The organism is Roseitranquillus sediminis, from assembly GCF_016918935.1.
GTDB classification, from domain to species: Bacteria; Pseudomonadota; Alphaproteobacteria; order Rhodobacterales; family Rhodobacteraceae; genus Roseitranquillus; species Roseitranquillus sediminis.
The window spans coordinates 366,182-383,554 of the sequence record NZ_JAFFOB010000005.1 but is presented as its reverse complement, the minus strand read 5'-3'; the positions used below and the strand labels follow the sequence as shown (position 1 = coordinate 383,554).

The window sequence follows — 17,373 nt, the reverse complement described above, 5'->3', positions numbered from 1 at the left end:
CGCTCATCCGCCGAGCTTCACGTTGTCGATGCCGACCATGCGGTCGTAGGCCCAGTAGAGGATCAGCACCGCGAAGAGCAGGATCGACCCCAGCGCGGCCGCCAGCCCCCAGTTCAGCGACGACGAGATGTGATAGGCGATCCGGTTCGAGATGAACACGCCAGACGTGCCGCCCACCAGCTCCGGCGTGATGTAGTAGCCGATGGCGAGGATGAAGACGAGGATCGAGCCTGCGCCGATGCCGGGCACCGACTGGGGAAAGTAGACGCGCCAGAAGGCGGTCCAGTCGGTGGCGCCCAGCGACTTTGCCGCGCGCAGGTACGATGGCGGGATCGTCTTCATCACCGAATAGAGCGGCAGAATCATGAACGGCAGCAGGATGTGGGTCATCGCGATGATCGTGCCGGTCTGGTTGTTGATGAGCGTGAGGCGCTTGTCGTCGGCGATGAGGCCGATCCAGACCAGCGTGTCGTTGATGACGCCCTGCTGCTGCAGCAGCACCTTCCACGCGGACGTCCGAACGAGGAGCGACGTCCAGAACGGAAGCAGGACGAGGATCATCAGGAGGTTGGCGCGGCCCGAGGGCAGGTTCGCCAGGAGCCACGCCACCGGATAGCCGAGCAGCAGACAAGTGCCGGTAATTGCGAGCGACATCACGAGCGTGCGCAGGAAGAGCGTGACGTAGATACGCTGGGTCTCGGGCCGCAGCTCGACGCCGTCTGGCGTCTGCTGCATGTCGACGGCGTTGAGGAAGTAACCGGGCGTGTAGGGGGGCGAGAAGGTCTTGATCGTTGCCCAGACGTCGGGGTCGAGCCAGTCCTCGTCGATCTCCTCGAACTGCTGGACGAGCGGCACCGTCTCCATCGCCGGCGCCGCCTCGGCGGCCGCCGCGAGCAGGTCGGCGTGCGGGCCCGACCAGTCACCGAGCGGCGGGTCGGCGGCGAGATCGCGATGGAGCGCGAGGTAGATCGGGCTCCACGGATCCTCCTCGGCCGGATCATCCCCATCCTCGAATTGCGTGATCCGTGCGAAGCCGCCGTAGACGCTCGCGGTCTCGGGCAGGATGGTATCGGCCTCGTCCCGCAGCTTGAATGCGGGCAGGCCCTCCGGCTCGCCGCCGTCGGCATAGTGTGCCGCGCGCGCCTCGAGCCAGTCCGGCGGGGCCATGAGCTCGGCCCAGACCATCGGGTTCTCCCACGCGGGGTCGAGCGTCACGAACTGCTCCCCCAGCGCCTCGCCCGCGTCGCCCGTGCCGCGGCCCGACTTGCGGAAGAGCGACGAGATGCCGGGCGCCTCGTAATTCAGCCGCGAGCCGAGGCGTGTGTGGACCTTCAGCTCCGCCGCTTCGGTCAGATCGTAGGCCATGGCGGCGAAGGCGTCTTCGGGCGGCAGGTCCTGCCCGTCCCAGTCCGCTAGCGCGCGGGTCGTGCGGGGCAGGGTGTCGGAGACGATCTGATTTTCGACCGAGCGGAACAGCATGTCGGCGATCGGCGCGATGAAGGTCACGAGAATGAAGAGGAGGAGCGGCGCGATCAGCATCAGCGCCCGCAGCTTCTCGCGGCGCAGGGCGCGGGCGAGGCTGCGCTTGAGGGGCGTTCCGTCGGCGGCGAGCATCGGCTCGCGCCGGCTGTCGGCGACTCGGAGCGCGTCGTCGGGCGTCGGGCCGCGCCGGGCGGTCGTGGCGTCGGTGACGTCTGTCATGCGCCTTCCTCGAGGCGTGCGCGTCGCAGGATCTCCTCGTCACCGACTTCCTCGACCTGGGTGGCGATCCACCAGAGATTGCCCGCGACGTCCTCGACTCCGCCGTCTCGCGCGCCGTGGAAGCGGCCCCCCGGCTCCTGGACCGGGCGGGCGCCTGCGGCGACCGCAGCGGCGAAGGTGGCGTCGACGTCGGGCACGTGGACGTAGAGAAAGCCCGGGCGGGTCATGCCGGCAGGCGCGTCGCCAATCAGGATCGTGCTGTCGCCGATGGCGAGCTCCGCGTTCCAGAGCCTGCCGTCGGAGCGGTGAAGAGGCGCATGCAGCAGCCGAGCCCGAAACACGTCCTCCGCGAAGCGGACGACGCGCATCGCGTCCGGCACGACAATGAACGTCGAGACGCGCGCGCGCCCCTCCGCCATCCAGTCGGGCCGCTCGCCGCCCATCAATGGCCCTCGACCACCACGATGCGGCTCTCGGCGTTGGCGCGGCGGATCTCTGCGACCTCCTGGTACTCGGCTGAGTTCCAGCAGGCGAGGGCGGCTTCGTGGTCCGGGAATTCGATCACCACGAAACGGTCGAGCACGTCGCCCTCGCGCTCGGCCACGTCGCCGCCGCGCACGAGAAAGCGCCCGCCGAACCCCTCGATGATCGCGGTGTCGCGCTCGACGTACTCGCGGTAGGCGTCGGGATTCGTCACGGTGATGTTGGCGATCCAGTAGCCCTTGGGCATCGTCATCTCCCTAGAGGTGATGGCGGGGCAGTGCAGGCCCCGCCATGCTGCGTCAGTTGGCCAGCCAAGCCTGGAAGCGCGTCTCCAGGTCGTCCTGGTTGTCAGCCCACCAGATGAAGTCGTTCACCAGGTAGTTGCCCATGTTCTCGGGGTTTGTGGGCATGTGCGGCCCCATCTCGATCCCGAGCTCGGCGTGGGTCGACACGAGCGGCTGCGATGAGGCGCGGGCCGGGCCGTAGGCGATGTACTTGGCCTGATCGCCGAGGCGCTGGGTGTCGGTGGCCCAGCGGACGAAGTGCTTCACCCGGTTCAGCCGCTCCTCCGGCAGGTCCGCCGGGATCACCCAGCCGTCATAGTCGAACACTTGCCAGTCCCACAGCATGTCGACCGGCTGGTCCTGCTCGGCGATCACCGAGAACAGGCGGCCGTTGTAGGTGGAGCCCATGACGATTTCGCCGTCGGCGAGGAGCTGCGGCGTCTCGGCGCCGGCGGACCACCAGATCACGTCGTCCTTGATCGTGTCGAGCTTGGCCAGCGCCCGCTCGACGCCCTCCTCGGTCTCGAGCACATCGTAGAGCTCGTCCTTCGACACGCCGTCGCAGAGGAGCGCCCATTCGAGGTTCTTCTTCACCCGCTGTTCCAGGCCGCGCTTGCCGGGGAACTGCTCGGTGTCGAAGATGGCGCAGACGCTCTCGGGCTCGCGGCCCTCCCACTCCTCGATGTCGGTGCGGTAGCCGAAGGTCGTCGAGAAGACGATTTGCGGGATGAAGCATTCGTTGATGATGGCGTCGCCGAAATCCTCGGTCGGGGTCGAGCCGTCGTTGCCCGGCGCCAGCAGCTCGTCGTGGTCGACTTCCATGGCCAGACCTTCGTCGCAGAGGCGCTGGCTGTCCGGACCCTCCACGTCCACGAGGTCGTAGGGCATGTTGCCCGCCTCGGCGGCGGCGCGCATCTTGGCGGTCGCTTCGTTCGAGCTCTCGTCCCAGGTGACGCTGATGCCCGTCGCCTCGGCATAAGGCTCGGTGTAGGCCTTCTGCTGGCTGGTCTGGTAGGCGCCGCCCCAGGACATGATCGTCATGCTGTCAGAGCAGTTCTCGCACGGCGGCAGCTCGGCGGCCTCCTGCGCGATGGCGGCCGGAAGGATCGCGAACGACGCGGCTCCGGCCAGCAGAAACGGTTTGAGCTTCATTCTGATCTCCTTGTTGTTCTTTGCCCGTCTTGATTCCGCTCGCGTCGACGTCGGGCGCGCCGGGCGGAGCTGCTGTCACGCATCGAGCGCGCGGCAATCCTGCGGCAGCCAGCCTATCTCGATCCGCTCGCCGGGCTGCAGCCGGCGCTGGTCCGGCGCGTTGCGCGTCTTGATGATGAAGTTGTCGTTGCCCGCAACCCTGAGGCGCGTACGGTAGATGTCGCCCATGTAGATGAATTCGAGCACCTCGGCCTCGAGCGTGTGGGTGCCCGGGCTCAGCCGCTCGGGATTGGTCTCCACCCGCTCGGGGCGGATCGAAACCCGCGTCCGCTCGCCCACCCGGCTGACGTTGACGGGCTTGGTGTCGATCAGCGCCCCGGTGTCGAGCCGGACCACTGCGACGCCGTCTCGGATCTCGGCGACCTCACCCAGGAGCGTGTTGTTCTCGCCGATGAACTGCGCCACGAAGCTGTTCCTCGGACGTTCGTAGAGCTCGTCCGGGGTCGCGAGCTGCTGGATGCGCCCGTCCTCGAACACGGCGACCCGGTCCGACATCGTCAGCGCCTCGGTCTGGTCGTGGGTGACGTAGACGACCGTGATTCCGAGCTCGTGCGCGAGGTTCGTGATCTCGAACTGCAGGCTCTCGCGCAACTGCTTGTCGAGGGCGCCCAGGGGCTCGTCCATCAGCACGAGCTCGGGCTCGAAGACCAGCGCCCGCGCCAGCGCGATCCGCTGCTGCTGTCCACCCGATAGCTGCGCCGGGCGGCGGTTGCCGAAGTCGCTCATACGGACCCGGTCGAGGGCGCGCGCGATCTTCTGCTCGCGCTCCGTTTTGCCGATCTTGCGGACCTCGAGCGGGAAGGCGAGGTTCTCCGCCACCGTCATGTGCGGGAAGAGAGCGTAGTTCTGGAAGACCATCCCGATACCGCGCTTGTGCGGCGGGATGTTGTTGATCGGCCGGCCGTCGAGCCTGATCTCTCCGTGCGTAGCCGTCTCGAACCCTGCGAGCATCATCAGGCAGGTGGTCTTGCCCGATCCGGAAGGGCCGAGCATCGTCAGGAATTCGCCGGTCGCGATCGAGAGGTTCAGGTCCTTCACGACCAGCGTCTCGCCGTCGTAGCTTTTCTGAACCCGTTCGAAGACAACGAAGTCGTCTCGTGCGCTCGCCTTCGCCAAACCTTCCCCCGCTGCACGTCCCAGGTCAGGAGGCAACAGCATCATTTCCCTTTCCGCAAGGCTTTTGACCCTCGCAGGACGAGGTGCCGCCGCGGAACCCGCTGCCGTTGCGCGCTATGGTGGCGGGTGTGCGAGGATGATCGCGCTGGTGCGCCATTCGGGCGGGGCTGTCGCGCGCGCAGCAGTTGCGCTAGATCGCGGCCGAGGGAGGAGGGGCTCATGCCCGACATCGTATCTGTCCGCGATCTCGACAAGACCTATGCCGGAGGCTTCCGAGCGCTCAAGAGCGTGTCGCTCGGGATCCGGCAGGGCGAGATCCTGGCCCTGCTCGGCCCCAACGGCGCCGGCAAGACGACGCTGATCTCGACGATCTGCGGCATCACCACGCCCACGTCGGGCAGCGTCGAGGTCGCCGGCCACGATGTGGTCCGCGACTATCGCGCGGCGCGGCAGTTGATCGGCCTGGTGCCACAGGAGATCAACCTCGAGCCGTTCGAAAAGGTCATCAACACCGTCCGCTTCAGCCGCGGCCTCTTCGGTCGGCGCCGCGACGACGCGCACGTCGAATCGGTGCTGCGCCAGCTCAGCCTCTGGGACAAGCGCGACAGCAAGACCGTCGAGCTTTCGGGCGGCATGAAGCGGCGGGTGCTGATCGCCAAGGCGCTCGCCCACGAGCCGCGGGTGCTGTTCCTCGACGAGCCGACGGCGGGCGTCGACGTCGACTTCAGGCGCGACATGTGGGAGACGGTGCGGCGGCTGCAGGCAGACGGCGTCACCATCATCCTGACGACGCACTACATCGAGGAGGCCGAGGCGATCGCCGACCGGATCGGCGTCATCGCGCGGGGCGAGATCCTGCTCGTGGAGGAGAAGGATTCGCTGATGCGTCGCCTCGGGCGCAAGGAGATGCGGCTCGACCTGCACGAGCCCATCGCGGCCGTGCCCGACAGCCTCTCGGGCTACAAGCTGCAACGCTCCGACGAGGGGGGGGCGCTGATTTACACCTACGACACGTCGGCCGAGCGGACGGGGATCGCCCGGCTCTTCTCGGACCTGACGGCGGCGGGCCTGAGGCTGCGCGACGTGCAGACGAGCCAGTCGAGCCTCGAGGAGATCTTCGTCGACCTGGTGAGGGACGGGCAATGAACTGGCAGGCGGTCCGCGCGATCTACGTCTACGAGATGACCCGGTTCTTCCGCACGCTGCTGCAGAGCCTGATCTCTCCGGTCATTTCAACTTCGCTCTACTTCGTCGTCTTCGGCGCGGCGATCGGCAGCCGCATCGATCAGGTCGAGGGCGTGGCGTATGGCGCCTTCATCGTGCCGGGCCTAATCATGCTGACGGTGGTCACGCAGTCGATCTCGAACGCCTCGTTCGGGATCTACTTTCCGAAGTTCATCGGCACGATCTACGAGCTGCTCTCGGCCCCGGTGAACTTTCTCGAGATCGTGGCGGGCTATGTCGGCGCGGCCGCGACGAAGAGCCTGGTGATCGGGCTCATCATCCTCGGCACGGCGTTCTTCTTCGTCGAGCTGAGGATCCTGCACCCGGTCTGGATGCTGTCGTTCCTTGTGCTCACCTGCGTCTCGTTCGCGCTGCTGGGCTTCATCATCGGCATCTGGGCTCGCAACTTCGAGCAGCTGCAGCTGGTTCCGCTTCTCGTGGTGACGCCGCTCGTTTTCCTCGGCGGGTCGTTCTACTCGATCTCCATGCTGCCGCCCGCCTGGCAGACGGTCACCCTCTTCAACCCGGTCGTCTACCTGATCTCGGGCTTCCGCTGGGCGTTCTTCGAACAGGCGGACGTGCCGGTCGCGCTGAGCCTGCTGGCGATCCTCGGGTTCATGACGCTCTGCCTCGCCGCGATATGGTGGATCTTCCGCACCGGCTGGCGCATCCGCAACTGACCTCGCCTTGTTGCTCCTTCGAGGGCGGTCTATCTGTCCTGCCATGAAACGGTTCATCCCCTTCGTGAAGGCTCGGCCTGCGGTCGCGGTCGTGAGGCTTCACGGCATGATCGTGTCCGGGGGCCGGGCGCCGGGGCTGAACGACGCCAACGTCGCGCCGCTAATCGAGAGGGCGTTCCGTCGGGGCCGCCCGCGGGCCGTGGCTTTGGTGATCAACTCCCCCGGCGGCTCGCCGACCCAGTCGTCGCTGATCGCCGCCCGCATCCGTCGGCTGGCGAAGGAGCGCCAGGTGCCGGTCTTCGCCTTCATCGAGGACGTCGCCGCGTCGGGCGGGTACTGGCTGGCCACCGCCGCCGACGAGATCTGGGCGGATGACAACTCGATCGTCGGTTCGATCGGCGTGATCTCCGCCGGCTTCGGCTTCAGCGACTTCATCGAGAGGCATGGCGTCGAGCGCCGCGTCTACACGTCGGGCCGCTCCAAGAGCATGCTCGACCCGTTCCGCCCCGAGAAGCCCGATGACGTCGCCCGCCTCAGGGAGCTGCAGGAGCAGATCCACGAGAGCTTCATCGCGCAGGTGCGTGACCGTCGCGGCAGCAAGCTGCAGGAGGACGACGAGCTCTTCACCGGCCAGATCTGGGTCGGCGGGGGGGCCCTGTCGAAGGGGCTGATCGACGCGATCGGGCACCTAGTCCCGACGATGAAGGAGAAATACGGCGAGGACGTGCGCTTTCGCGTCTACGAGCGCAGGCGCGGCCTCTTCGGCCGCCTCGGCATGACCCTGACGGAGGCGCTCGCCGGTGCCGTGGAGGAGCGGGCCTCCTACGCGCGCTTCGGCCTCTGACATGATCGTCAAGGTGGTCGTCCTCTTCCTGCTCGCGATGGCGGTCCTCGCCATGTTCGGCAAGCTGCGCCTGCCGGGGCAGAAGCGCATCGCGTCGCGCCGCTGTCCCCGGTGCGGGCGCTTCCGGCTCGGAAAGGGTTCCTGCACCTGCGGCGGCGGGGGCTGAACGCGTGGACTTCCTGCTTGCCGCGCTCGGGCTGACGATCCTCGTTCTGGCAGGCGATGCGCTGGTGCGGGGCGCGGTAAACATGAGCCTGCGCGTCGGCGTACCGGCGCTCGTAGTGTCGCTGACGATCGTCGCCTTCGGCACCTCGGCGCCGGAGCTCCTTGTGTCGGTGCAGGCGGTCCTCGGCGGTGTGCCGGGCATCGCGCTGGGCAACGTCGTGGGCTCCAACATCGCCAACGTGCTGATGGTGCTCGGCCTGCCGGCGATGATCTCGGGCCTCGTGATGCGTGACGCCGAGACGCGGCGCAGCTACTGGGTGATGGCGGGGGTCAGCCTGCTGTTCGTGGCGCTGGCCTTCGCCGGTCCGTTCCGCGTCTGGCACGGCCTGGTCCTGCTGGCCGCGCTCGCGGCGGTTCTGCTTGACCACTTCCGCACGGCCCGCGCGCACCGACGCGCGGGCATCGCCGACGAGGAGGAGGTCGAGGGCGCCGACCCGGAGCTGCGCTGGTGGAAGATCCTACTGTTCCTCGGGCTGGGGCTCGCGGGGCTGCCGCTCGGGGCGAACATCCTCATCGACGCCTCGGTCAACATCGCCGAGCGCTTCGGGATCAGTGACACGGTCATCGGACTGACGCTCGTCGCGATTGGGACGTCGCTGCCGGAGCTGGCCACCACGGTGATGGCGGCGCTGCGCGGTCGTGCGGACGTCGCGCTGGGCAACGTCATCGGCTCGAACGTGTTCAACCTGCTGGCCATCGTCGGGATCACCTCGATGGTCGCGCCGGTTCCGGTTGACCCGGTGCTGCTGCGCTTCGACCTCTGGATCATGCTGGCCGCCGCCGCCGTTCTGGCGCCCTTCGCCATCAGCGGCTGGCGTCTCGGCCGGATCTGGGGCGCCAGCTTCGCCGCGATTTACGGCGGCTATCTCTGGGTGGTGGTGACGACGTGAAGGTGGCGCTCGTCACGGGCGCGGCGAAGCGGCTGGGCCGCGCGATGGCGCTGGAGCTGGCGCGCCGAGGCCATGACGTGGCGGTGCACTACCACGGCTCCCGCGACGATGCCGAGGCCACGGCGGCCGAAATCCGTTCGCTGGGCCGCCGTGCCGTGGCGCTGCAGGCGGACCTTCTCGACGAGGAGGCGCTGCAGGGGCTGACGCCGAGGGTGGTCGAGGCGCTTGGGCCGCCGCGGGTGCTGGTCAACAACGCCTCGATCTTCGACTACGATACGATCGAGAGCGCGACGCGCGCGAGCTGGGACCGGCACATGGGCTCGAACCTGCGCGCGCCCTTCGTCCTGATCCAGGAACTGGCCCGCCACGCGCCGGACCCGGAGCTGGACGAGAACGGGGAACCTCTGGCGCAAGCGCTCGTGGTCAACATGATCGACGAGCGCGTGCGCAAGCTGACGCCCGCCTTCATGACCTACACCCTCGCCAAGTCGGCCCTCTGGACGCTGACCCGCACCGCCGCGCAGGCACTCGCCCCTAGGATGAGAGTGAACGGAATCGGCCCCGGCCCGACACTGCGCGGCGCGCGGCAGTCAGAGGGGCACTTCGAACGGCAGCGCAAGGCGACGATACTGGAGCGCGGCTCCAACCCTGCCGACATCGTCGGCGCGCTGGGCTACTTCCTCGACGCGCCTGCCGTTACGGGGCAGTTGATATGCGTCGACGGCGGCCAACACCTGACGTGGCAGACGCGCGACGTGCTCGGGTCCGATTGACGCAGCGCCGGATTTTCTCCACCAGCCGGCCGACGACGCGTCACGCTGTCACGCTTCCGTCATGTAGAGCGTTGAATCTTCGCTCATAAAAAAACTTCCTTGGGAATTCGGCAACTTACGGAGCAGCTTATTTTTTGGGCAGAAGGATGAAGGTACCTGAAAACAAGGGATATCGTGCGTCCGCAGGGATTTTATCCGCCGACTTGTCCACAGCTTCCGTGGACAGGTTTTCTCTTGTTCAGGCGGCGATAAAGTGTCGACCCCGCCAGAATCGGAGACCAGCAAGTTGACCAAGGGACAAGAGGCGCAACCGCGCGGCCATCTGCTGATCCGCCAGTACCTCAGGACGCTGGACCAGAGTCCCGGCGTGTACCGGATGCTGGGCGAGACGGGCGAGGTCCTCTACGTCGGCAAGGCGCGCAACTTGAAGGCGAGAGTGTCGAGCTATGCCCGGCCGTCCGGCCACTCTGCGCGCATCTCCCGGATGATCGCAGAGACATCTTCGATGATGTTCCTGACGACCCGGACCGAGGTCGAGGCGCTGCTGCTGGAGCAGAACCTCATCAAGCAGCTCAAGCCGCGCTACAACGTGCTGATGCGGGACGACAAGTCGTTCCCCAACATCCTCGTCACCGGTGACCATCCGTTTCCGCAGATCAAGAAGCATCGTGGCGCGAAGAAGGAGAAGGGGAGCTATTACGGCCCCTTCGCCAGCGCGGGCGCGGTGAACCGGACACTGAACCAGCTCCAGAAGGTGTTCCTGCTGCGCTCCTGCTCGGACGCGACGTTTGAGACCCGGACACGGCCGTGCCTGCTCTACCAGATCAAGCGCTGCAGCGCGCCCTGCGTCGGCTACGTCGACGAGGCGGGCTATCAGGAGCTCGTCACCGACGCCGAGCGCTTCCTGCGGGGCAAGAGCACCCGCATGCAGGGTCAGCTTGCCCGCCAGATGGAGGAGGCGGCCGAGGCCATGGAATTCGAGCGCGCCGCCGCCCTCAGAGATCGGATCCGGGCGCTGACGCAGGTGCAGTCGGCGCAGGGCATCAACCCGAAGGGCGTCACCGAGGGCGACGTCATCGCGCTCCACATGGAGGGCGGGCAGGCCTGCGTGCAGGTCTTCTTCATCCGCGCCAACCAGAACTGGGGCAACCGCGACTACTATCCCAGGACCGGCTCGGGGGCGGAGGCGGCCGAGGTGCTGGCGGGTTTCGTCGGCCAGTTCTACGCCGACAAGGAGCCGCCGCGCCTGGTTCTGCTCAGCCACGACATCGAGGACCGCGACCTGATGGCCGAGGCCTTGAGTGAGCGGGCGGGGCGCAAGGTTCAGGTGGTCGTCCCCCAGCGCGGCGAGCGGGTCGAGCTGGTGGAAAGCGCCCGCCGGAACGCGCGCGAGAGCCTGGCGCGGCGGATGTCCGAGACCGCGACGCAGGCGCGGCTGCTGAACGGACTGGCCGAGGCCTTCGACCTCGACGCGCCGCCCGCGCGGATCGAGGTCTACGACAACAGCCACATCATGGGCGCCGACGCGGTGGGCGCGATGGTCGTGGCGGGGCCTGAAGGCTTCATCAAGAGCCAGTATCGCAAGTTCAACATCCGCGGCGACAGCCTGACGCCGGGCGACGACTTCGGCATGATGAAGGAGGTGCTGACCCGCCGTTTCTCGCGCCTGCTCAAGGAGGATCCGGACCGGCAGTCAGAGGCGTGGCCGGACCTACTTCTGATCGACGGCGGGCAGGGGCAGGTGAGCGCGGTGCACCAGATCCTGGTCGTGCTCGGCGTCGAGGACATCGCGCTGATCGGGGTCGCCAAGGGCGTCGACCGCGACGGCGGCAAGGAGGAGTTCCACCGCATCGGCCGTTCGCCGATGGCGCTGCGCCGCGGGGACCCGGTGCTTTATTTCCTGCAGCGCCTGCGCGACGAGGCGCACCGCTTCGCAATCGGCACCCACCGCGCCAAGCGGGCGAAGGCGGTCAGCGCGACGCCGCTCGACGAGATCGCCGGCGTGGGCGCGACGCGCAAGCGGGCTCTGCTGGCCCATTTCGGGAGCGCCAAGGCAGTGAGCCGCGCCGGCCTTGCGGATCTGAGGGCGGTCGCGGGGATCAGCGAGACGCTGGCGGAGAAGATCTACGACCACTTCCACGAACGTGGCTGAACCGGCGCGGGCAGCCTTCCGCGCGGGTTGCTCGCGCCGCCTTTCCTGCCCCCGTGCGACCGGCTAGGAGTATGACATGACGATGAACCTGCCCAACGCACTGACCTTGCTGCGGCTCCTGGCGGCGCCTGGTGTGGCGTTGATGTTCCTCTATTTCGCGCGGCCGTGGGCGGACTGGTTCGCGCTGGTTCTCTTCGTGGGCGCGGCGGTGACCGACTGGTTCGACGGCTATCTTGCGCGCAGCTGGAAGCAGGAGACCAAGATCGGTGCGATGCTCGACCCGATTGCGGACAAGGCGATGGTGGTCATCGCGCTCCTCGTCATCACCGGGCTCTCCGGGATGAATCCGTGGATCCTGCTGCCGGCCACTCTGATCATGTTCCGCGAGGTCTTCGTCTCGGGACTGCGGGAGTACCTCGGCGACACGGCGGGGCTCTTGAAGGTCACGAAGCTTGCCAAGTGGAAGACCACGGCGCAGATGGTGGCGCTGGGGGTGCTGTTCCTCGGGACCGGGCTCGACTATCTTGAGCGGGGGCGTGGACCGATGGTGGGTGGCCTCGCGCGGCTCGGCGACGGACTGGCGGGCTGGGCCACCTTCTTCGGCATCATCCTGCTCTGGATCGCCGCGACGCTCACCGTCATGACCGGCTGGGAGTATTTCGCCAAGGCCCGGCCCTACCTGAGGGACGACCGATGATCGACGTGCTCTACTTCGCCTGGGTCCGCGAGCGCATCGGCGCGCCCAAGGACCGTGTCGAGACGCAGGCGGCGACGGTGGCCGACCTGGTCGCAGAGCTCCGCGCGCGGGAGGAGCGGTACGAGGTGGCGTTCTCGGACCTCTCTGCGCTGCGCGTGGCGGTGGACCAGGAGCTGACGGATTTCGACGCGCCGCTCGCCGGCGCGCGCGAGGTCGCCTTCTTCCCGCCGATGACGGGCGGATGAGCGTTCGGGTCCAGGCGGAATCCTTCGACCTCGGCGCCGAGGCGTCGCGCTTTGCCTCCGGCCGCACCGACGCCGGCGCGATCGTCACCTTCAGCGGCGTCGTGAGGGCCGATGGTGGCCTGATCGAGATGGAGATCGAGCACTATCCGGGGATGACGGAGAGTGCCATCGGCGCCATCCGCGAAGAGGCTGTGGCGCGCTGGTCACTGGCCGACGCGCTGGTGATCCACCGCCACGGCCGGATGGAGCCGGGCGAACTCATCATGATGGTTGCGACCGCGGCGCGTCACCGCGGCGATGCCTTTGCCGCCGCCGAATTCCTGATGGACTACCTCAAGTCGCGCGCGCCGTTCTGGAAGAAGGAGCGGCGCGGCGACGGCGACGGCTGGGTGGCCGCGAAGGTCGAGGACGAGGCGGCGCTGCAGCGCTGGTAGGCGCTCAGATCCGCTGCTGCACCCGCTCAATGTAGTCCCGCAGTTCCTCACACTCGGCCCGCGCGGCGCGCAGGCCGTCCATCGCGGCGGCAAGCTCCGCCCGCGCCTCGTGCAGGTCGGCCTTGAGTTCTGCCTCGCGGGCGTGGGCGTAGGCGAGCGCCTGGTCGCGGATGTCCTCGGCCTCGTGCAGCGCGTGGGCCATCCGCTCCAGCTCGCCGATGTCGGCCTCGCTCGCGCGGGTCAGGCGGTGGATCAGCCAGGAGGCGAACCAGCCCAGCAGGAAAGCGATGAAGAGGATCGCCGAGGTCGCGACGATGAACTCATTCCTGTCCATCGGCGTCCTCCGCGGCGGCGTCCTCGTCGGCGGCGCCGTCCTCCTCCGCCTCCTCCGGCTCGGGCGGCAGGCGGAACTCGATGCGCCGGTTGGCCTCGCGTCCCTCCGCGGTGGCATTGTCGGCGATCGGCTGCTCCTCGCCATATCCGACCGCCGTGAGGCCCGAGGTCAGGACACGGCGACTCATCAATTCGTCGAGCACCGCATCGGCGCGCGCCTGGCTGAGCTCGCGGTTCATCTCCTCGCGGCCCTGGCTGTCGGTGAAGCCGGCGATCTGCAGCGGGATCGGGCCGCATTCGCGCAGGATCTCGGCGATCCGGTCGATCGTCGGCCGCGACTCCGCGTCGACCTGTGATGAGCCGGGATCGAAGGTGATCTTTCGCTCCGCCATGGCCGCCTCGATGCGCGTCACACATTCCTGCGGCGTCGGGACGCCGGTCGCGGGGTCCAGTTCCTCGCGGTAGGCCACGTCGATGGAGAAGTCGGCGCCCTCTCCAAGCTGCTCGGCCAGGAGCCGCGTGATGGCGCCCTCGGCATCCTCGTTGCCAGTGTCGCCGCTCACCTCCAGGCGGTCGGGCGTGACCGTCAGCGAACCGCTCGCCAGATGGCCCAGCGCGTCGAGGCCGGCGAGCACCCTGAGCACCCAGCCCTCCGGCGCCGCGTCCGCGTCGAGCCGTGCGGCCAGCTCGGTGCCGGTCGAGCCGAAGTGCGCCTGCGCGAAGCCTTCGACGACCTCGCGCGCACGCTCGTCGGGCAGGGGGCCCTGCATCCGGACGCCTTCTGGCCCCCGCTCGGCGACGAAGCGCACGGGGCCCTCGAGGTCCGCCTCCTCCTCGTCCGCGGGGTCGGCGGGCAAGCTCGCGTGCAGGGCGAAGACTTCGGGCAGGGCGCTCTCGAGCGCGCCCGCCTCGGCGTCGAAGAGCGCGGGGTCCGTCCCCTCGCGCGCGATCAGCGTCACGTCGGCATCGGCGAAGGTGAGGTTGCCGCCGCCGATCGCCGCCAGCGCGTCGATCCCGGCCGCGACGGCCGCGCCCCACTCCGGCGTCGGGACGCCGAGGCCGAGCGGGCAATCGAACGTCTCCTCCAGCCCCGCATCCAGCGCCGCGCGCAGGATCTCGGCCTTGGCCTCGGGCGTGTCCGCGGCGCAGGCGTCGAACCTGGCGCCGGTGTCGTCGATGAGGAACCTCACGGTGAAGGGGGTGAAGACCGGCCGCGGGGCCGAGATATCGAGCGCGAGCGCCACGCCCGCGGGCACGGACTGCGAGAGGTCGCGCTCGATCCGGCGCTTCTCCTCCTGGCTGTCTGTGACGGCGGTCACGCCGACGCGGTCGGCAGTGATGGAGATCTTGGCGCGCGGCAGGGCGGTGAGCGCGTCAAGGCCGAATGCCAGCGCCGCGCTCCAGTTCTCCTCCGCCGGATCGCTCGCGGTCTCGAGCAGGTCCGTGACGTTCGCGGTCTTGGCAAGGTCGCGGATGGTGTCGCGAAGCGCATCGCGGTCCTGCCCCTCGGGCACCAGCCCGATCAGCGAGATGCCGCCGTCGCTGCGCAGGATCTCCACCCGGTAGGTCGGCGGCTCCAGCGGCTCGGCAGGCTGCACCTCGATCCGGTCGACAACGCGGCTGCCCTCGACCACCGTGCCGGCAACCGTCAGCGCGCGGAAGCGCGTCTGCTCGTCGGGCGCGGTCCCCGACAGAGTGACCCTGAGCCCGTCCACGCCCACGCGCGCCCAGCTCAGCCTGTTGTCGCTTAATGCCTGCGCGACGGCGGCGAGCGAGCGGCCCTCGATCCACTCGACAGCATAGAGCGCGCCGCCGAGGCTCATCCCGCCTGCGAGGACCAGTGCGCTCGTGTGGAGAAGCTTGCTCCAGCGCATCAGACGAGCTGCGCCAGCACGAGGAACGCCACCACGATCAGGCCCGCGTCACGGTTGCTGCGGAACAGGCGGAGGCAGGTTTCCGGTGCGTCGATTTCGAGCTGCGCGAGCTGCCAGGCGAGGTGCCAGCCGAAGCCCCAGCTGGCGCCGAGCCCCAGCACCAGTGCCAGCGGATTCTGCGACGGTCCGAGCGCCAGCAGCACGGCCAGCCCCATCAGCCCCACGGAGATCATCAGGAAACCGCGCAGCCAGTGCGCGGTCGCGCCGGCGAAGAGGCGTGCGGTGGACTTCACCCCGATCAGCGCGTCGTCCTCCTTGTCCTGATGTGCATAGATCGTGTCGTAGAAGAGCGTCCATGCGATGCCGGCGAGGTAGAGCGCAACCGGCGCCGGCGAAAGGCTGCCGGTATGGGCGGCCCAGGCGAGAAGGGCTCCCCAGTTGAAGGCGAGGCCGAGGAAGACCTGCGGCCACCAGGTGAACCGCTTTGCGAAGGGATAGATCGCGACCAGCGCCAGCGAGCCGATCCCGAGCCAGATCCCGGTCGGGTGGAAAGTGAGAAGGATGAGGAACGCAAGGAGCGACTGCGCCACCAGCCAGGCCAGCGCCTGCCGCACGCTGACCTGTCCCGACGGGATCGGGCGCGAGCGGGTGCGCGCCACGGCGCCGTCGATGCCGCGGTCGGTGATGTCGTTCCAGGTGCAGCCCGCGCCGCGCATCAGCCAGGCGCCGATGCCGCATCCCGCGAAGATCCACGCCTCGTACCAGCCGAAGGTCCCGGTCGATGCGGTCGCGAGCAGGAGGCCCCACCAGCAGGGCAGCAACAGGAGCCAGGTGCCGATCGGCCGGTCCGCCCGGCTGAGCCGCAGGTAGGGCCGCCAGCCTGCGGGCGCGAGGCCGTCGACCCAGTTCCCGCGGATGGCGTCCGCGACCTGTCCGCTTGGCGTCGGCGATGATCCGGGCATAAGTGGCCCCCATGTCGAAGGTCAGGCTGTATGTAGATCACCCTCTGGCAGAGGGGCAAACGGTTCCTCTGGACGGGGCACAGGCGCGTTACCTCTTTGCGGTGATGCGCCTCGGGCCGGGGGATGAGGTCGCGCTCTTCAACGGGCGTGACGGCGAGTTCCGTGCCGAGGTGGCCGAAGCGGGAAAGCGCGGCGGCACCCTTAACTGCCGCGAGCGGACGGCCGAGCTGCGGCTGCCGCCCGAACTCTGGCTCATGTTCGCGCCGATCAAGAAGGCCCGCACCGACTTCATCGTCGAGAAGGCGGCCGAGATGGGCGCGGCGCGAATCATGCCGGTGCAGACCGACTTCACCAATTCCGAGCGGGTCCGGCGGGACCGGCTGCAGGCCCATGCGATTGAGGCGGTGGAGCAGTGCGGCGGGACCTGGGTTCCGGAGGTGGATGACCTGCGGCGGCTCGACCGGGTGCTCGACGGCTGGCCGGAGGACCGGAGGCTGATGTTCTGCGACGAGGCGCTGGCAGGGCCGCACGCGCTGGATGGCGAGCCGGGTCCGTGGGCGATCCTGATCGGGCCGGAAGGCGGGTTCTCGCAGGCGGAGCGCCAGCGGCTGCGGGCGCTGCCGCAGGCGGTCGCCGTGTCGCTGGGGCCGCGGGTGCTCAGGGCGGACACCGCGGCAGTGGCGGCGCTGACTGTCTGGCAGGTGGCGCTGGGAGACTGGCGATGACCATGCCGCAGCCGTTTATCCGGCCCGAGCTGCGCGCCGCCGCCCGGCGCTGGCGCGAGACGCTGGCGGGCGCGGCCGTGGCGGTACTCGGCGCGTGGTGGGCGCTGACGGGCCGCGTGCCGCTCTCGTGGATCGGCATCGCGATGCTGGCGGGGGGCATCCTGCTGGCACTGGCTGGCGTGCAGCGGGCGCGGTTCCGCACCGGGGGCGGCGGGCCGGGCGTCGTGGTCTTTGAAGAGGGCCAGCTGACCTACTTCGGGCCGCTGAGCGGTGGCACCGTTGCCGTGCGTGAGCTGGAGCGGCTGGCGATAGATCCGCGGCACAAGCCGCCGCACTGGGTCCTGGAGGACGGCCAGACGCAGCTCATGGTGCCAGTCAGCGCCGAGGGCGCGGACGCGCTCTTCGACGTTTTCTCACGGCTGCCGGGCCTCGACACCGCCGCCGTGCTGGCGGCGCTGGACCGGCCGCCGGACCTGCCCGTGACGCTCTGGCGCAAGGCGCCGCGGCGGCTGCATTGAC

At 68.7% G+C, this 17,373-nt stretch carries 20 protein-coding genes; 12 read left to right on the top strand and 8 right to left on the bottom strand.

Annotated features, from left to right (window positions below; all coding sequences use genetic code 11):
- Positions 1-3: 3 nt before the first annotated feature.
- From JM664_RS02450 to JM664_RS02430, 5 genes are all read right to left on the bottom strand, one after another.
- Entirely contained in the window at positions 4-1,701 is a 1,698-nt protein-coding gene (locus JM664_RS02450) for an ABC transporter permease (protein WP_227418299.1), read from the bottom strand.
- Complete coding sequence (locus tag JM664_RS02445; RefSeq protein ID WP_227418298.1) at positions 1,698-2,144, bottom strand: VOC family protein; 447 nt, start codon at positions 2,142-2,144, stop codon at positions 1,698-1,700. Before JM664_RS02445 ends, JM664_RS02450 begins: the two co-directional genes overlap by 4 nt.
- Positions 2,144-2,431, bottom strand: a complete 288-nt coding sequence (locus JM664_RS02440) for a DUF1330 domain-containing protein (RefSeq protein WP_227418297.1) — start codon at positions 2,429-2,431, stop codon at positions 2,144-2,146. The genes JM664_RS02445 and JM664_RS02440 overlap by 1 nt, the downstream gene beginning before the upstream one ends.
- A 52-nt stretch (positions 2,432-2,483) precedes the next feature.
- The gene (locus tag JM664_RS02435) at positions 2,484-3,620 is read right to left on the bottom strand and encodes an extracellular solute-binding protein (protein ID WP_227418296.1); all 1,137 of its coding nucleotides are present in this window, start codon (positions 3,618-3,620) and stop codon (positions 2,484-2,486) included.
- 75 nt (positions 3,621-3,695) lie between these two features.
- Positions 3,696-4,796: an ABC transporter ATP-binding protein gene (locus JM664_RS02430; RefSeq protein ID WP_406675752.1), complete on the bottom strand. Its 1,101-nt coding sequence runs from the start codon at positions 4,794-4,796 to the stop codon at positions 3,696-3,698.
- 219 nt (positions 4,797-5,015) lie between these two features.
- Between JM664_RS02430 and JM664_RS02425 the strand changes: the two genes are divergently transcribed.
- The 10 genes from JM664_RS02425 to JM664_RS02380 all read left to right on the top strand — a co-directional run bounded on the left by JM664_RS02425 (position 5,016) and on the right by JM664_RS02380 (position 12,960).
- Complete coding sequence (locus tag JM664_RS02425) at positions 5,016-5,942, top strand: ABC transporter ATP-binding protein (RefSeq protein ID WP_227418294.1); 927 nt, start codon at positions 5,016-5,018, stop codon at positions 5,940-5,942.
- Positions 5,939-6,700 (top strand): ABC transporter permease, encoded by a 762-nt coding sequence (locus JM664_RS02420; protein WP_227418293.1) that lies wholly within the window; start codon positions 5,939-5,941, stop codon positions 6,698-6,700. The genes JM664_RS02425 and JM664_RS02420 overlap by 4 nt, the downstream gene beginning before the upstream one ends.
- Positions 6,701-6,743: 43 nt before the next feature.
- A complete protein-coding gene (locus JM664_RS02415; RefSeq protein WP_227418292.1) occupies positions 6,744-7,544 on the top strand; it encodes a S49 family peptidase in 801 nt (266 codons plus the stop codon).
- A 1-nt stretch (position 7,545) separates the two neighbouring features.
- A complete protein-coding gene (locus tag JM664_RS02410; protein WP_227418291.1) occupies positions 7,546-7,710 on the top strand; it encodes a hypothetical protein in 165 nt (54 codons plus the stop codon).
- Positions 7,711-7,714: 4 nt separating this feature from the next.
- Positions 7,715-8,659, top strand: coding sequence for a calcium/sodium antiporter (locus JM664_RS02405; protein WP_227418290.1), 945 nt, complete (start codon positions 7,715-7,717; stop codon positions 8,657-8,659).
- Complete coding sequence (locus tag JM664_RS02400) at positions 8,656-9,432, top strand: SDR family oxidoreductase (RefSeq protein WP_227418289.1); 777 nt, start codon at positions 8,656-8,658, stop codon at positions 9,430-9,432. The genes JM664_RS02405 and JM664_RS02400 overlap by 4 nt, the downstream gene beginning before the upstream one ends.
- Before the next feature lie 286 nt (positions 9,433-9,718).
- Positions 9,719-11,584, top strand: coding sequence for an excinuclease ABC subunit UvrC (gene uvrC / locus JM664_RS02395; RefSeq protein ID WP_227418288.1), 1,866 nt, complete (start codon positions 9,719-9,721; stop codon positions 11,582-11,584).
- Between the two features lie 76 nt (positions 11,585-11,660).
- The gene (pgsA, locus tag JM664_RS02390; RefSeq protein ID WP_227418287.1) at positions 11,661-12,281 is read left to right on the top strand and encodes a CDP-diacylglycerol--glycerol-3-phosphate 3-phosphatidyltransferase; all 621 of its coding nucleotides are present in this window, start codon (positions 11,661-11,663) and stop codon (positions 12,279-12,281) included.
- Positions 12,278-12,526, top strand: coding sequence for a molybdopterin converting factor subunit 1 (gene moaD / locus JM664_RS02385; protein ID WP_227418286.1), 249 nt, complete (start codon positions 12,278-12,280; stop codon positions 12,524-12,526). The genes pgsA and moaD overlap by 4 nt, the downstream gene beginning before the upstream one ends.
- Entirely contained in the window at positions 12,523-12,960 is a 438-nt protein-coding gene (locus JM664_RS02380) for a molybdenum cofactor biosynthesis protein MoaE (protein ID WP_227418285.1), read from the top strand. Before moaD ends, JM664_RS02380 begins: the two co-directional genes overlap by 4 nt.
- Before the next feature lie 4 nt (positions 12,961-12,964).
- Here the strand turns inward: JM664_RS02380 and JM664_RS02375 are convergent, their stop codons facing one another.
- The 3 genes from JM664_RS02375 to ubiA are packed head-to-tail and all read right to left on the bottom strand — an operon-like array spanning position 12,965 to position 16,129.
- The gene (locus JM664_RS02375) at positions 12,965-13,294 is read right to left on the bottom strand and encodes a hypothetical protein (RefSeq protein ID WP_227418284.1); all 330 of its coding nucleotides are present in this window, start codon (positions 13,292-13,294) and stop codon (positions 12,965-12,967) included.
- Positions 13,281-15,167 carry an OmpA family protein gene (locus tag JM664_RS02370; RefSeq protein WP_227418283.1) on the bottom strand — a complete coding sequence of 629 codons (1,887 nt, stop codon included), beginning with the start codon at positions 15,165-15,167 and terminating at the stop codon, positions 13,281-13,283. The genes JM664_RS02375 and JM664_RS02370 overlap by 14 nt, the downstream gene beginning before the upstream one ends.
- On the bottom strand, positions 15,167-16,129 hold the full coding sequence (ubiA, locus tag JM664_RS02365; RefSeq protein WP_227418282.1) for a 4-hydroxybenzoate octaprenyltransferase: 963 nt from the start codon (positions 16,127-16,129) through the stop codon (positions 15,167-15,169). Before ubiA ends, JM664_RS02370 begins: the two co-directional genes overlap by 1 nt.
- Before the next feature lie 11 nt (positions 16,130-16,140).
- Between ubiA and JM664_RS02360 the strand changes: the two genes are divergently transcribed.
- Both JM664_RS02360 and JM664_RS02355 read left to right on the top strand, forming a co-directional pair.
- Complete coding sequence (locus tag JM664_RS02360) at positions 16,141-16,854, top strand: 16S rRNA (uracil(1498)-N(3))-methyltransferase (RefSeq protein WP_227418281.1); 714 nt, start codon at positions 16,141-16,143, stop codon at positions 16,852-16,854.
- Positions 16,851-17,372, top strand: a complete 522-nt coding sequence (locus tag JM664_RS02355; RefSeq protein ID WP_227418280.1) for a hypothetical protein — start codon at positions 16,851-16,853, stop codon at positions 17,370-17,372. Before JM664_RS02360 ends, JM664_RS02355 begins: the two co-directional genes overlap by 4 nt.
- Position 17,373 lies beyond the last annotated feature (1 nt).